The 14,558-nt window shown below is 71.5% G+C and carries 13 protein-coding genes; 4 read left to right on the forward strand and 9 right to left on the reverse strand.

From position 1 onward, the window contains the following. Positions 1–291: hypothetical protein (locus C1I93_RS20575; RefSeq protein ID WP_111244937.1), on the forward strand; the 291-nt coding region annotated here is incomplete at its 5' end. A 138-nt stretch (positions 292–429) separates the two neighbouring features. On the opposite strand, the gene C1I93_RS20580 is transcribed toward C1I93_RS20575, so the two are convergent. From C1I93_RS20580 to C1I93_RS20590, 3 genes are all read right to left on the reverse strand, one after another. Further along, positions 430–1,689, reverse strand: coding sequence for an acetyl-CoA C-acetyltransferase (locus C1I93_RS20580; RefSeq protein WP_111244938.1), 1,260 nt, complete (start codon positions 1,687–1,689; stop codon positions 430–432). A 186-nt stretch (positions 1,690–1,875) separates the two neighbouring features. Next, complete coding sequence (locus C1I93_RS20585; protein WP_111244939.1) at positions 1,876–2,658, reverse strand: SGNH/GDSL hydrolase family protein; 783 nt, start codon at positions 2,656–2,658, stop codon at positions 1,876–1,878. 49 nt (positions 2,659–2,707) lie between these two features. Beyond that, positions 2,708–3,760, reverse strand: a complete 1,053-nt coding sequence (locus tag C1I93_RS20590; RefSeq protein ID WP_111244940.1) for an SGNH/GDSL hydrolase family protein — start codon at positions 3,758–3,760, stop codon at positions 2,708–2,710. A gap of 140 nt (positions 3,761–3,900) precedes the next feature. On the opposite strand from C1I93_RS20590, the gene C1I93_RS20595 reads away from it, so the two are divergent. The 3 genes from C1I93_RS20595 (at position 3,901) to C1I93_RS20605 (ending at position 6,969) form a co-directional block, all read left to right on the forward strand. Further along, complete coding sequence (locus C1I93_RS20595) at positions 3,901–4,257, forward strand: YkvA family protein (RefSeq protein ID WP_111244948.1); 357 nt, start codon at positions 3,901–3,903, stop codon at positions 4,255–4,257. A gap of 83 nt (positions 4,258–4,340) precedes the next feature. Further along, positions 4,341–5,711: a cystathionine beta-synthase gene (locus C1I93_RS20600; RefSeq protein WP_111244941.1), complete on the forward strand. Its 1,371-nt coding sequence runs from the start codon at positions 4,341–4,343 to the stop codon at positions 5,709–5,711. Between the two features lie 334 nt (positions 5,712–6,045). Next, positions 6,046–6,969: a peptidase associated/transthyretin-like domain-containing protein gene (locus tag C1I93_RS20605; RefSeq protein ID WP_111244942.1), complete on the forward strand. Its 924-nt coding sequence runs from the start codon at positions 6,046–6,048 to the stop codon at positions 6,967–6,969. 17 nt (positions 6,970–6,986) lie between these two features. Here the strand turns inward: C1I93_RS20605 and C1I93_RS20610 are convergent, their stop codons facing one another. The 6 genes from C1I93_RS20610 to msrA form a co-directional block, all read right to left on the reverse strand. Then, a complete protein-coding gene (locus C1I93_RS20610) occupies positions 6,987–7,496 on the reverse strand; it encodes a GNAT family N-acetyltransferase (protein ID WP_111244943.1) in 510 nt (169 codons plus the stop codon). Continuing rightward, positions 7,493–8,422, reverse strand: a complete 930-nt coding sequence (locus C1I93_RS20615; RefSeq protein ID WP_111244944.1) for a ribonuclease Z — start codon at positions 8,420–8,422, stop codon at positions 7,493–7,495. Before C1I93_RS20615 ends, C1I93_RS20610 begins: the two co-directional genes overlap by 4 nt. 312 nt (positions 8,423–8,734) lie before the next feature. Next, complete coding sequence (locus C1I93_RS20620; protein ID WP_111244949.1) at positions 8,735–9,928, reverse strand: osmoprotectant NAGGN system M42 family peptidase; 1,194 nt, start codon at positions 9,926–9,928, stop codon at positions 8,735–8,737. Then, positions 9,925–11,805 (reverse strand): N-acetylglutaminylglutamine synthetase, encoded by a 1,881-nt coding sequence (gene ngg, locus C1I93_RS20625; protein ID WP_111244945.1) that lies wholly within the window; start codon positions 11,803–11,805, stop codon positions 9,925–9,927. The genes C1I93_RS20620 and ngg overlap by 4 nt, the downstream gene beginning before the upstream one ends. 2 nt (positions 11,806–11,807) lie before the next feature. Next, complete coding sequence (locus C1I93_RS20630) at positions 11,808–13,592, reverse strand: N-acetylglutaminylglutamine amidotransferase (protein ID WP_111244946.1); 1,785 nt, start codon at positions 13,590–13,592, stop codon at positions 11,808–11,810. A 242-nt stretch (positions 13,593–13,834) separates the two neighbouring features. After that, positions 13,835–14,497: a peptide-methionine (S)-S-oxide reductase MsrA gene (msrA, locus tag C1I93_RS20635; RefSeq protein WP_111244947.1), complete on the reverse strand. Its 663-nt coding sequence runs from the start codon at positions 14,495–14,497 to the stop codon at positions 13,835–13,837. Positions 14,498–14,558 lie beyond the last annotated feature (61 nt).

Consider the following 14,558-nt stretch of genomic DNA (forward strand, 5'->3'; position numbering starts at 1 on the left):
GAGTTGCTGGTGCGGCAGGTGGGGCACTGGCAGCAGGCGCGATGGTTGGCTGTGGCCTCGACCGGCAACCTGTCCCGGGCGGACCTGGTGCACCGGCTGGTGCAGGAGATGGCCGACCTCGCCGCCGACGCGGAGGGACAGCCACGGCGCGACGTACCCAGGCTCGACAATGCCCTGGCCCTGCCCGACCAGCTCCGGGTGATGGCGGCCGACCTGCTCGCCGCCGATCCGCCCGCCGAGGCACTGACCCGAGCCGCGGCCCAGGTGGCCGCGACCCGGGCCGCGTTGTAGCCCGCCGCAACCAGCCGCCCGCAGCCAAGAGCGTCAGGACCGCAGTCGAGGACGCCAGGGCCGTAGCTGAGAGCGCCAGGACCGCAGTCGAGGGCGCCCAGGACCGCTGCCCTCAGCCGGTCCGAGGACGGTCCGGATTCAGCTGAGGCGTTCCAGGATCATCGCCATGCCTTGACCACCGCCGACGCACATGGTCTCCAGACCGATGGTCTTGTCGTGCCATTGCAGGGCGTTGAGCAAGGTGCCGGTGATCCGGGCACCGGTCATGCCGAACGGGTGGCCGACGGCGATCGCGCCGCCCATCACGTTCAGTTTCTCCTCGGGAATGCCGAGTTGGCGGTACGACGGAATCACCTGCGCGGCGAACGCCTCGTTGATCTCGATCAGGTCGACGTCGTCGATGGTCATGCCGGCGCGTTCGAGTGCCTGCCGGCTCGCCGCCACCGGGCCGAGCCCCATGATCTCCGGGGACAGCGCGGTGACGCCGGTGGAGACGATCCGGGCCAGGGGAGTGATCCCCAACTCCTCAGCCCGCTGGGCGCTCATCACGACCACCGCGGCGGCCCCGTCATTGAGCGGGCAGCAGTTGCCGGCGGTGATCCGACCGTCCGGGCGGAAGACCGGCTTGAGCGCGGAAACCGCCTCCAGCGTCACCCCGGCGCGTGGGCCGTCGTCCGTGCTGACCACCGTGCCGTCCGGCGTGGTCACCGGGGTGATCTCGCGGGCCCAGAAGCCCTCCGCGATCGCCTGCTCGGCGAGGTTCTGGCTGCGTACGCCGAAGGCGTCCATGTCGGCGCGGGAGACGTCGTACACCTGGGCCAGGTTTTCCGCGGTCTGCCCCATGGCCAGATAGATGTCGGGAAGGGCCTGTGTGTCACGCGGGTCGGTCCAGACCGGGGCACCGGCCTCGGCGCGGGCCACGGACCGCTGCTGCGCCTCGGCGAAGCGGGGGTTCTCCCAGCGGCCGATCAGGGCCTGCGCCTCCGGCGGCAGGGCGTCGGAGCTGCCCCGGGCGTAGCGGGAGACCATTTCCACCCCACCGGAGACGAACACGTCACCCTCACCGGCCCGGATGGCGTGCATCGCCATTCGCGTGGTCTGCAACGACGACGCGCAGTAACGGGTCAGGGTGGCACCCGGCAGGCCGTCGAGGCCCATCAGTACGGCGACCACGCGGGCCATGTTGAAGCCCTGCTCGCCGCCGGGCAGGCCGCAGCCGAGGTAGAGGTCGTCGATCTCCCGGGGATCGAGTCCGGGCACCTTGTCCAGGGCGGCCTGCACGATGGTGGCGGCGAGGTCGTCCGGGCGGAGGTCACGCAGAGACCCCTTGTGGGCCCGACCGATGGGGGAGCGGGCGGTGGCGACGATCACGGCATCGCGAGGCGACTCAATCGGCATGCCGCAAGGTTAACTCGCCAGTAACATCTGCCGGAAGCAGCCCGCCAGCCAGCCCACGGCCCGGCTGCCCCACCCGCCGGCCAGTCCACGGCCCGACCGTCCAGCCGCCGACCGGGCCATGGCCCGGCTGTCCACCCGCACACCAGCCCACGGCTCGACGCCGGGCCAGGGCCCGACCCGTGCCGGTCAGCGGCGCTGGGCGACCGCCGCAGCGGCGGCCACGGCGGGCAGCAGCGCGTGCGCCCAGACCCGGTAGCCGTCGGCAGAGGGGTGATAGCCGTCGTGGCAGAACGTGCCGGCGTCGGCGCGGAAGACCGGCCCGGTCTCGGCGGCCAGGTCGACAACGGTGCCACCGGCGTCGAGCACCGCGCTCGTCTGGGCCCGACCGACCCGGCGGCCGACCCATCCGACGACGTGGCGCAGCGGCGGCGCGATGGCGCGTACCGCGCCGAGATCCGGACAGGTGCCGACCACCACCTCCACCCCGGCCTGACGCAGCCGGTGCACCGCTGCGCCGAGGTAGGCGGCGGCCTCGGCGGGACGACGCAGGCTGGTGGCGTCGTTCGCGCCGATCAGGACGACCGCCACGTCCGGCCGTTCGCCGAGCAGCGCCCGGGCCACCTGGGTGGCCAGGTCGGTGGAGCGCGAACCGGAGACACCGACGCTGGACAGGTGCACCAGCCGCCCGGCCGACCCCTCGGCGAGCAGTTCGGCAAGCTGTCCGCCGATGGTGTCGCCGAGACGATCGACCCCGACCCCGAGGGCGGAGGAGTCGCCCAGCAGCACCAAACGTACCGGTGGGGCACCGGCGCGGCCGACCGTCGCCCGCAGCGCCAGACCCAGCTCGGGCTGGGCGTAGCGGCGGTTGCGGGCCGCGACGGCCTGGCCGGCGAGCACGGCGGCTCCGCCGAGCGCGCCGGCGAGCAGCGAGACGGCCGCGGCGCGGGCACTGGACGGCAGGCCGCTCATCTCGTCACACCAGGGGTGCTGACGCCGTACGGGCGCTTGATCCGCTCGATCATGTGCGTCCCTCCACTGCGGGTGAGTCGGTGGTGGGAGCCGGCTGCGGCACCGCAGCGGCTCCGAAGAACCCCCGGCGGCGCAGTCGTGCCCAGCGGCCCGCCGGACCGCTTTCGCTGCCCCGGACCCGGGTGCCGCTGACCTCCGTCCCGGGATGCCGGGCCGCCTCCTGAGCCGCCTTCGGCAATGACCGTACGCCTCCGGTGCGGATGAGCGAAGTCCTCCGCTCGCCGACGGCACCCAATGCGGAAAGCACCGTGGGCAGCAGCGCGGCGGCGGCTGCGGCGTACCCATCGGCGGAGGGATGGAACCGGTCCCAGGCGAACATCCGACCCGGCTCGGCGTCGAAACGCGGCCCGAGCAGGTCGCCGAGGGAGACCGTCCAGCCGCCGGCCGAGACCACGGCGACTGTCTGGGCGGCGGCGAGTTGCCGGCTCCACCGGCGGGCCAGCCAGCGCAGCGGCGGCTGGATGGGGCGGATCGCGCCGAGGTCGGGGCAGGTGCCGACGACCACCTCCGCGCCGGCGGCGCGCAGCGCGCGGACCCCTTCGACGAGGTGACGCACGGCCAGGGCGGGCGGTGTCCGGTTGGTCACGTCGTTGCCGCCGATCAGGATGACCGCGACGTCGGGATGGCAGTCCAGGGCGGCCTCGACCTGGAACCGGAGCGCGGCCGAGATGGCGCCGACCACCGCGAAACGATGCAACCGCACCGGCCGCTGGAGCCGGCGGGACAGGCCGGTGGCCAGCAGCGCGCCGGGCGTCTCCCGCCGCCGGTGCACCCCGTAACCGGCGGCCGTGGAGTCGCCGAGAATGACCATGGTGAGGGCCGGGCCGGGAAACTTCGCGCCGTAGACACCGTCGCAGCGCGGCGGTGGCGCCTCGGCCATCGGGATGGTGCGCCGGGCCTGGCGGGCCTGACCGAACAGCAGACCGGTGGTGGCCGCGGCGGCGGCCACCGTGGCGCCCGTGCTGATCGCGGCCAGGCGGGCAACCCGCCACGCGCGCGGTCGACGCGGGCGATCCGGTACGACAGATTCGGCAACCCCCACACCGCGACACTAGCGCGCCGGTCCGACGGTCCGCTGTCGTCACGGCGGCCCCTGCGGTGCCTGGAAAACGACTCAGTTGGGTACTTGAATAATGAGTGTTGCGCCGGGTCGTCACGCTGCACGTGGAGAGGAGCACGACGATGGCTAAGACGTTGAAGCGGGGTGCGGCTTTCGTAGCCCTGGGCCGGGCGCTGACGGCCGGGGCCCGGGGCGGCCCGTCGCTCGGCGCGCGGATCGGGGCGCTGCCCAGGATGATCGCGGCGACCGCCCGCGGCCAGTACGACGGCGGCCTGCGGTTGGCCATGATGACGGCGGCGACCGCGTACATCGTCTCCCCGATCGACGCGGTGCCGGAAATGTTTCTCACCGTGTTCGGGCTGATCGACGACGCGGTGATGGTCACCTGGCTGGCCGGCTCGGTGCTGGCCGAGACCGAACGATTCCTGGAATGGGAGGCCCGTCGCAGCTCGGTCATCCCCGGGCACGCGGTGCCCTGATCCGACGTACCCTGGGCGCGGGATTCACGTGAGCAACCCGCCCGGCCTGCGGCGCCGGCGCCGGAGCAGAAGGGCACAACGAGGTGCAGTACTACGACAACGTCGTCGAGATGATCGGTAACACCCCGCTGGTACGGCTACGCAACGTCGCCGAGGGCATCCAGGCGACCGTGCTGGCGAAGGTGGAGTACCTCAACCCCGGTGGCTCGGTGAAGGACCGAATCGCGCTGCGCATGGTGGAGGACGCCGAGGCAGCAGGCATCCTCCGGCCTGGCGGCACCATCGTCGAGCCGACCAGCGGCAACACCGGCGTCGGGCTGGCTCTGGTGGCGCAGCTGCGTGGCTACCGCTGCGTCTTCGTCTGCCCCGACAAGGTCAGCCAGGACAAGCAGGACGTGCTGCGGGCGTACGGTGCCGAGGTGGTGGTCTGCCCGACCGCCGTCGCGCCGGAGGACCCCCGCTCGTACTACAACGTCTCCGACCGGCTGGCGCGGGAGATCCCCGGCGCCTGGAAGCCCAACCAGTACGCCAACCCGGCGAACCCGCGCTCGCACTACGAGACGACCGGCCCGGAGCTGTGGAAGCAGACCGAGGGTCGGATCACCCACTTCGTCACCGGGGTGGGCACCGGCGGCACCATCTCCGGTATCGGCATGTACCTGAAGGAGGTGTCCGGCGGTACGGTGAAGATCATCGGTGCCGACCCGGAGGGCTCGGTCTACTCCGGCGGCACCGGCCGGCCGTACCTCGTCGAAGGGGTCGGCGAGGACTTCTGGCCGGAGACGTACGACCGTGACGTGGCCGACCAGATCATCGAGGTCTCCGACAAGCAGTCCTTCGAGATGACCCGCCGGCTGGCCCGCGAGGAGGGGCTGCTGGTCGGCGGCTCCTGCGGCATGGCCGCCGTGGCCGCGCTCGAGGTGGCCCGCGCCGCCGGCCCGGACGACGTGATCGTGGTGCTGCTGCCGGATGGCGGTCGGGGCTACCTGTCCAAGATCTTCAACGACACCTGGATGGCCCGGTACGGCTTCCTCGACAACTCCGGCTCCGAACCGACCGTGGCGGAGGCGCTCGCCGGCAAGCCAGGTGGGCTGCCCGAGCTGGTGCACGTACACCCGACCGAGACGGTCCGGGACGCGGTCGACTACATGCGCGAGTACGGCGTCTCCCAGTTGCCGGTGCTCAAGGCCGAGCCGCCCGTGGTCACCGGCGAGGTGGCCGGCTCGATCGCGGAAAGGGACCTGCTCGACGCGCTCTTCACCGGCCAGGCGCAGCTGCACGACACGATCGAGCGGCACATGGGGTCGCCGCTGCCGATGATCGGTGGCGGCCAGCCGGTGAGCGAGGCGGTGAGCCTGCTGGAGAAGTCGGACGCCGCTCTGGTGCTGATCGACGGCAAGCCCCGGGGCGTACTCACCCGTCAAGACCTGCTCGCCCACCTCGGCGCCCGCTGAGGATGTAAGGAGGGGTCCCCTGCTAACGCCTCATGCATAGCAGGGGCCCCTTCTTAACATTCAGCCCGCGCAACACCCAACCTCGCGCGCGCAACACCCAGCCCGCGCAACACCCAACCTCGCGCGCGCAACACCCCGCCCGCGCAACACCCAACCTCGCCCGCGCAACATCCAGCCCGCGTGCTCAACGTCCGGCCCCGCGCGCTCAACACCTAGCCCCACATGGCTGCCCCGCAGCGAGGTCGAACGCACAGCGGAGGCACAACAGCGGCAAAGGCTCTGCCTACCTGCCGTCCATATCGTCGCTGCCAGACACGATGATGGGAGAGCGGCGATGGGGTACGACGACCATGAGGGGCAGCGGGTCAGCCGGCGACGGCTGATCGCCGGGATCGGTTCGGTGGGGCTGGTCGGGCTGCTGGCCGCCTGCGGGCGCGACGGTGGCACCGTGACCACCTCGACGGGTGAGACGGTCGCCCCGCAGGCGACCACCGCCAGTGACTTGACCTCGTTGTTCGACGGGGCGAACACCTGCACCCTGACGGCGAGCACCACCCAGGGGCCGTACTATTTCGACGCCGACAAGATCCGTAGCGACATCCGGGAGGATCGCGAGGGTGCGCTGCTCCGGCTCGCCATCCGGGTGCAGGACAGCGAGCAGTGCGGGCCGCTGGCGAACGCGGTGGTGGAGATCTGGCACTGCGACGCGGCCGGGCTCTATTCCGGTGCCGAAGCGCAGTCGTCAGGCGCGAACGGCGCCAGCGGCGGCCCTGGCGGCACACCGCCCAGCGGCGGTCCCGGCGGCACACCGCCCGGCAATGCCCCCGGCGGCTCCGGCGCTCCCGGCGGAGGCGACACCGGAGGCGACACCGGAGGAGATACCGGAGGCGGGGACATGGGCGATCTGACCCCGACCGACGACCAGCGTTACCTGCGTGGGGCGCAGGTCACGAATGCCGACGGCATCGTCGAGTTCACCACCATCTGGCCCGGCTGGTACCGGGGTCGTACGGTGCACATCCACGCGATGGTGCACATCGACAACTCCCGGGTGCTCACCACTCAGGTGATGTTCGACGAGACGCTGAACTCTAAGGTCTACGCCGAACAGCCGTACGCGGCGCACACCGGCCGGGACACGTTCAACGACAACGACTCGATCTACGCCGACAGCATGTTGCTGAAGGTGACCGAGGACGGTGACGGCTACCTCGGTGTGATCAACTTCGGGGTCGACTCGGACCAGGACGGAAGCTGAGGGTGACAGCCGGCCGGTCAGAGGCGGCGGCCGTAGCGCAGCTGCGGGGTGTGCGCGTCGCCGATCATCTCGTCGCGCTCCAGGCCGGTGGGCTGCCAGCCGCCGCCTTCGTAGAAGCGGCGGGCACGGGCGTTGTCGCGCAGCACCCAGAGCGCGGCGTGGCGCCAGCCGCGCTCCCGCATGGCGGCCAGGGCGTCGACCATCAACTCCCGGCCGGTGCCCCGACCGCGTTCGGTCGGCTCCAGGTGGATGGCGTTGAGCAGCCCGGTGTCGGGGGCGCCCTCGTCGTCGGGGCCGAGGTAGCTGAAGCCGACGAGTGTGCCGTCCCGCTCGGCGACGGTCATCCGATGGTCGGCCCGCTCGTATGTCCACCGGGCCACCCAGTACTCGCCCATCGCGTCGGGCGTCGGGTGGGCCAGTGCCGCCGCCGGCAGGAACGAGGAGTACGCGGCGATCCGCGACCGCTGGTGCAGCCGCCCCACCAACATCAGGTCATCAGCGGTGGCGGGCCGCAGGGTGACGATCACTGGGCCGAGGGTACCCGCCGGGGTGGCACCGCAACTGTCACCAGATCCTCGGCGATCACCAGGTCGCCGTCGAAGTGGGCGCGGGCCTCGTCGGCGAAGCGACGCGGGTCGGCGTACCGCTGGGAGAAGTGGGTGAGCACCAGGCGGCGTACCCCCGACTCGGCCGCCACCCGGGCGGCCTGACCGGCGGTGAGGTGGCCGACCTCGGCGGCGAGCGCGGCCTCCGACTCCAGGAAGGTCGACTCGATCACCAGCAGGTCGGCCTCCTCGGCCAGCGCGTACACCGCGTCGCAGAGGCCGGTGTCCATCACGAAGGCGAACCGCTGGCCGGGCCGGGGCACGCTCACCTCGGCCCGGGTGACGCGGCGTCCGTCCAGGTCGAGGTGGCCGACGCGCTGCAACTCGCCGATCGCCGGCCCACCGATGCCGTACGCGGCCAGCTTCTCCGGCAGCATGCGGTGCCCGTCCGGTTCCACCAGCCGATAGCCGTACGTGTCGATGGGGTGGCGCAGCCGGCGGGCCTCCAGGGTGCCGCAGCGCAGCGCGATCCGCTGCCCGTCCGCCTCGATCGGTGTCACGGCCAGCTCTGCGGTCTCGTAGAAGGAGCTGGCGTGCCGCAGCCGGGCGAAGTAGTCGGCCCCCTCGGCCGGGAAGTGCACCGCCACCGGATGCGACACCCGGTCCAGGGAGAGCCGCTGGATGGTGCCGGGCAGTCCGAGGCAGTGATCGCCGTGGAAGTGGGTGACGCAGATCCGGGTCAGGTCGGTGGCGGTGACGCCGGTGTGCAGCAGTTGCCGCTGGCTGCCCTCACCCGGGTCGAAGAGGATCACCTCGTCGTCCCACCGCAGCACGTACCCGTTGTGGTTGCGTACCCGGGTGGGGGCCTGGCTGGCCGTACCGAGCACCACCAACTCGCGCATCGACACGGCACCCTCCGGCGGATATGAAAGCGACCCCCGGGGCTTCCGCGCTGACGCGGGCCGACTGGACTGGGTCGGCACCCCGGGGGTCGGGTGGCTGGTCGTGGATTCGCCGCACCGCTGCCACACGGTCTCGACGACTCTTACTGCCCGCCCGAAGGACGGATCACTGTCGAGGACAGCGGCTAGCGGACAGCCACCTCACGAGTCCGATTGCTATACAAGTCTGGACCACCTCCTTTCCCGTGTACCGCCACGCTATCCAGCCGCGCGCCGACCGGCAACGGATTTCGATCACATCTGCCCGGGGCCTGCGGCTCAGGGGTTGGGGGCGATGCCGATCGGGCCCTCGCGGGGCCCCTCCTCGCTGGCCGGCTGCACCGACAGCGACGGGAAGTCCGCCAGGTCGCCCTCGGGCTCGGCGTCCCATTCCGGAAACACCAGATCGCTCTGGAGATAGAGGCAGAGCAGCTGGGTCAGGTGGCGCAGCCCTTCCAGGTGGGTCCGTTCGTGGCCGTGGGTGGCGTCGACGCCGAAGCCGAGCAGGGCAACCCGGGCGTGCGCGCCCGCCTCCACCGCCGCCGCCACGTCCGAGCGGTAGTAGTCGAAGACGTCCCGGACCAGGTCGACGTCGTGTTCGCGGGCGATCGCGGCCAGATTGCGGGTGAGGTGGTAGTCGAAGGGCCCCACCCCGTCGCCCATCGCCAGGGTGGCGGCGTCCTCGCGGGACTGCTGCCCGGGGGCGACCACCGCCGCGTCCACCGAGACGATCTCGGCCACGTCCGGGTCGAGGCCGTGGGAGGCGCCGTGGCCGATCTCCTCGGTCACGGTGATCAGCAGGTGCGCGGTGACCGCCGGCGTCACCCGCGCGTCGACGAGGGCCTTCAGCGCGGTGAGCACCGCGGCCACCCCGGCCTTGTCGTCCAGGTGGCGGGACTTGACGTACCCGCTGGGGGTGATCGTGGGGTTGGGCAGGAAGGCCACGAAGTCGCCCGCGTCGATGCCGAGCGCCCGCAGGCCGGCGATGTCCTCCACCGGTTCGTCGATGCGCACCTCGACCTGCTCCCAGCCGACACCCTGGAGATCGACCGCTTCGTTGTAGCGGTGGCCGCTGGCCTTGAGCGGCAGCACCTGACCGGTGATCACCCGCTCCAGGTCGTCGGTGAAGACCCGCACGTGGGCACCCTCGGCGAACCGGGCGCTGTGCGTGCCGATCTGGTTCAGTTCCAGCCGGCCGTTCTCCTTCAACCGTTTGACCATCCCGCCGATGGTGTCGGTGTGCACCACGATCGCCCGGTCCGCCCCGGTCTCCCGGGGGCCGGGCAGGCAGGCGCTCAGCGCCCCCCGGCGGGTCAGCGTCGACGGAATGCCGAGCGCCGAAAGTCGCTCGCCGACGTACTGCTGCACGTGGTCGGTACGCCCGGACGGACTGGGAATCTCCAGCAGTTCGAGCAGGACCTGCTGGAGATAGTCCAGGTCGATCGGGAGCGGGATGGTCTTGCGTACGGTCATGCCCCAGATGTTGCCGCACCCGCGGGGGTCCACAACCGTTGCGGTGCCCGCGTCCCGGGGAAGAGGAGATCCACGAAGCGTTCGGCGGTGGGCTGTGGCTCGTGGTTGGCCAACCCGGGCCGCTCGTTGGCCTCGATGAAGACGTGCTCGGGCTGGTCCGGGGCCGGCACCAGCAGGTCGAGCCCGGTGACCGGAATGTCCAGTGCCCGGCTGGCGGCCACGCACGCCTCGGCGATCACCGGGTGCAGCTCGCCTGTGACGTCGTGGATGGTGCCGCCGGTGTGCAGGTTGGCGGTACGCCGGACCGCCAGCACCTGTCCCTCGGGCAGCACGTCGTGCAGCTCGTACCCGGCCTCGGCGACCACCTCCCGGGTCATGTCGTCCACTGGGATGCGGGACTCGCCGCCGGTGGCGGCGGCCCGGCGGCGGCTCTGCCGGTCGATCAGCTCGGCGATGTCGTGCACGCCGTCACCGGTGATCGCGGCGGGCCGGCGCACCGCAGCGGCCACCACCTCGTGGTCGATCACGATCACCCGCAGGTCCTCGCCGGTGCACAGCTCCTCCAGCAGCACCTCCGGGCAGAACCGGGCGGCCAACTCGACGGCGGCGGTCAGCGCCTCGGGCGTGCGTACGCCCACGGTGATGCCGTTGCCCTGCTCGCCACGGGCCGGCTTTACCACGACCTGGCCCACCTCGGCCAGGAACTCCGCGTCGGCGGCGTCCCTGGTGGCGGTGCGTCCGCGCGGCACCGACAGGCCGGCCTCGGCGAGGATCCGCCGGGTCACCCGCTTGTCGTCGCAGCGGCTCATGGCCACCGCGGAGGTCAGCTCGGAAAGCGACTCCCGGGTGAGGATGGTCCGGCCGCCGATGGTCAGTCGCAGCTCACCCCACTGCGGGTCGGTCACCTCCACCCGGATGCCCCGGCGCATCGCCTCGTCGGCGACGATCTTCGCGTACGGGTTGAGCTGGTCGTAGCCCTCCGGCATGGCGGGCAGGAACAGCCGCTCGTTGATCGGGTTCTTCCGCTTCACGCAGAGCGTGGCGGTGCGGTAGAAACCGAGCCGCTCGTAGAGCCGGATCGCCCCGGCGTTCTCGGCCAGCACCGACAGGTCGACGTACGCCCGGCCGCGCGCGACCAGGCGGGCCACCAACTCGGTGATCAGCGCCTGGCCGGTGCCGGGCGGGGCCTGGTTGAAGTCGACGGTCAGGCACCAGAGACTGGCGCCGTTGTCCGGGTCGTCGAAGACCGCGACGTGGTCGACCCCGGTGATGGTGCCGACGATCTCGCCGGTGGTCGCCTCCGCCACCAGGTGCAGGAAACGGTCGGTGGCGGCGTTCTCCACAAGCACGTCGACCGGCGCGGTGACCATGCCGTTGGCGGCGTAGATCCGGTTGACCGCGTCCGCGTCGGCGGCGTCGCGCAGCCGCCGGATGCGTACCCCGGGCAGTTCCGGCCGGCCGTCGGCGGCGGGCGGAGTGTCGGCGGTGCCGGCCTCCTCGCTGGTCCCGCTGGCCTGCCGGCGGGCACTGCCCAGCGGCAGCCGGTAGGTCAGCGACGGGTCGATGAACAACTCGTCGGGCAGCCGGGAGACCAGCACGTGCGGATCGCGCAGGTAGATGCAGATGTCCCGGGCGCCGGCCGCCTCGGAGCGCAGCACGTCGGCGACGGCGGCCTGATCGGAGAAGGTCTGCCCGAAGACCAGCCGGCCCCAGCCGCAGTCGAGCACCACACCTTCGTCGCCGGGCGAGCCTTCGGTGTCCGCGTCGGTGCCGCCGGCGGCGATCGGATCACCGCCCGGCCCGACCCGTTCGTAGCGTCGTCCCGCGCCACGACCGCGATCGGTCCGGGCCACACCGGTGGCCAGGGTGCCGGTCACGCTCAGTCGATTCCGTGGTTCTGGAGCCACATTTCCAGGAGTCCGAGTTGCCACAGCTTGTTTCCGTTCAACGGGGTCAGTTCGGCGTTGGGTGCGTCGAGCAGGGCGTTGACGTAATCGGTGCGGAACAGGCCGCGGCGTTGGGCCTCGGGCGCGTGCAACGCGTCGCGTACCCGGTCGAGGAGCTTGCCCTCCAGGTGGGTGAGGCCCGGCACCGGGAAGTAGCCCTTCGGCCGGTCGATGACCTCGTGCGGCAGCACCCGGCGGCCGATCTCCTTGAGTACGCCCTTGCCACCCTGGGCGAGCTTCAGCTCGGGCGGGCAGGCGGCGGCCAGCTCCACGAACTCGTGATCCAGGAACGGCACCCGGGCCTCCAGCCCGTGCGCCATGGTCATGTTGTCGACCCGCTTGACCGGGTCGTCGGTGAGCATGATCTGTGTGTCGATGCGCAGTCCGGCGTCGACGGCGGTCTGCGCGCCGGGACGGGCCAGGTGCGCGGCGACGAACTCCCGCGCCGGGTCGCCCTCGGCGAGCCAGTCGGGGTTGAGCACCTGGGCCAGACCGGCGGCGTCGCGGTCGAAGAAGGCCCAGGCGTACGTCTCGACGGCCTGCTCGCGGTCCACCCCCTGCAGCGGCGGGTACCAGTGGTAGCCGCCCAGGATCTCGTCGGCGCCCTGGCCCGACTGCACCACCTTGACGTGCCGGGACACCTCCCGGCTGAGCAGGTAGAACGCCACGCAGTCGTGGCTGACCATGGGCTCGCTCATGGCCGCCACGGCAGCTTCCAGTGGCGGCACCAGGTCACCGGCGGCAACCCGGATCTGGTGGTGGTCGGTGTCGAAGGTCTTGGCCACCACGTCGGAGTAGCGGAACTCGTCGCCCTCCCGGCCGCCCACCGCGTCGAAACCGATGGAGAAGGTCGAGAGCCCGCGTTGCCCCTCGCCGGCGAGCAGGGCGACCACCAGGCTGGAGTCCAGGCCGCCGGAGAGCAGGACACCGACCGGCACGTCCGCGACCATCCGCCGGCGTACGGCGGTGGTCAGCGACTCCAGCAGCGCCTCCTGCCAGTCCTTCTCCGACCAGTCGGCGTGCTCGGCGTGGCGGACGAACGGCGGGTTCCAGTAGACCCGCTCGTGGCTGCGCCCGTCGGCCTCGTACACCCGGACGGTGGCCGGGGGGAGCTTGCTGACGCCGCGCAGGATGGTGCGCGGCGGCGGCACGATGCTGTGGAAGCTGAGGTAGTGGGCCAGCGCGACCGGATCGATAGTGGTGTCCACGCCCCCGCCGGCCAGCAGGGCGGGCAGGGTGCTGGCGAACCGCACCACGCCTGGCGACTCGGCGAGGTAGAGCGGCTTGATGCCGAGCCGGTCCCGGGCCAGCACCAGCCGCCCGGTGTCCCGCTCGCTGATCGCCACCGCGAACATGCCGACCAGGTGGTCGACGAAGTCGAGCCCCCACTCGGCGTACGCCTTGATCACGACCTCGCTGTCGCCGGAGGAGAAGAAGCGGTGGCCCTTGGCCGCCAGTTCGGCGCGCAGCTCGCGGTAGTTGTAGATGCAGCCGTTGAAGACGCCGGTCAGGCCGGCGGCCGAGTCGACGATGGGCTGGCCGCTGGCGGCCGACAAGTCGATGATTTTCAGCCGGCGGTGGCCGAGCGCGATCGCCCCCTGAGACCAGACGCCGCTGTCGTCGGGCCCGCGGTCGCTCATGGTGGCGGCCATGGCCTCCACCGCGGCGACGTTGGCACGTGACCCGTCCCGCCGGAACTCCCCTGCCAGTCCGCACATGCCAGCAAATGCTGCCAGAGGATGTTGCGATTCGCCTGTTGAGACCATGACGGTCGTGTAACAAGCTTGCTAGAATCCGCGCCCCGCGAGCAATTGCCGCGACATGGGAAGTCCTGCGGCACCAATTCCGCCCGGGTAAGCCCGGCTTGCGAGGCTTCCGCGCGCCGCGCCTGTGTGACAAGAGCCGCAGAAGTCATCCGTACGGGGTCGACGACCGGTGCCGCCGACCCCGCGCGACAACCTCAGCCGGCGGTACGGGCCACCCCGACCGGGCAGCTCAGTCCGTTCGGGCCGTGGTTGCAGTAGCCGTTAGGGTTCTTCGTGGGTGCCAGATACTGCTGGTGATAGTCCTCGGCCAGGAAGTAGTCGCCCAGCCGGCCGATCTCGGTGGTGATCTCGCCCTTGCCGGCCCGCGCCACGATCGGCGCGAACGCGTCCCGGGACGCCTGCGCGGTGGCGAGCTGGTCGTCGGTGCTGGCGTAGATCGTCGAGCGGTACTGGGTGCCCACGTCGTTGCCCTGGCGCATGCCCTGGGTCGGGTCGTGGTTCTCCCAGAAGACCTTCAGCAGGTCCTCGTAGCTGATCCTGGTGGGGTCGTAGACCACCTGGACGACCTCGGCGTGCCCGGTCTCGCCCGAGCAGACCTCCTCGTAGGTCGGGTTCGGGGTGTAGCCACCCGCGTAACCGACCGAGGTGGTGAAGACGCCGGGCAGGGTCCAGAACAGCCGCTCGGCCCCCCAGAAACACCCCATCCCGAAGACCGCGACCTGGGTGCCCTCGGGGAACGGGCCCTTCAGTGGGGTCCCGAGCACCTCGTGCCGGTCGGCGACCGGCATCGCGATCGGGCGGCCGGGCAACGCCCGGTCAGGGGAGATCATCTCGGCCTTCATGCGGCGGAGGAACACGGTGGAACTCCTTTCGTACCCTTCCCCGCGTGCAACACCGGCGGACCCTGTTTCCTTACCC

It is taken from the genome of Micromonospora endophytica (assembly GCF_003236305.1).
Classification (GTDB): domain Bacteria; phylum Actinomycetota; class Actinomycetes; order Mycobacteriales; family Micromonosporaceae; genus Micromonospora; species Micromonospora endophytica.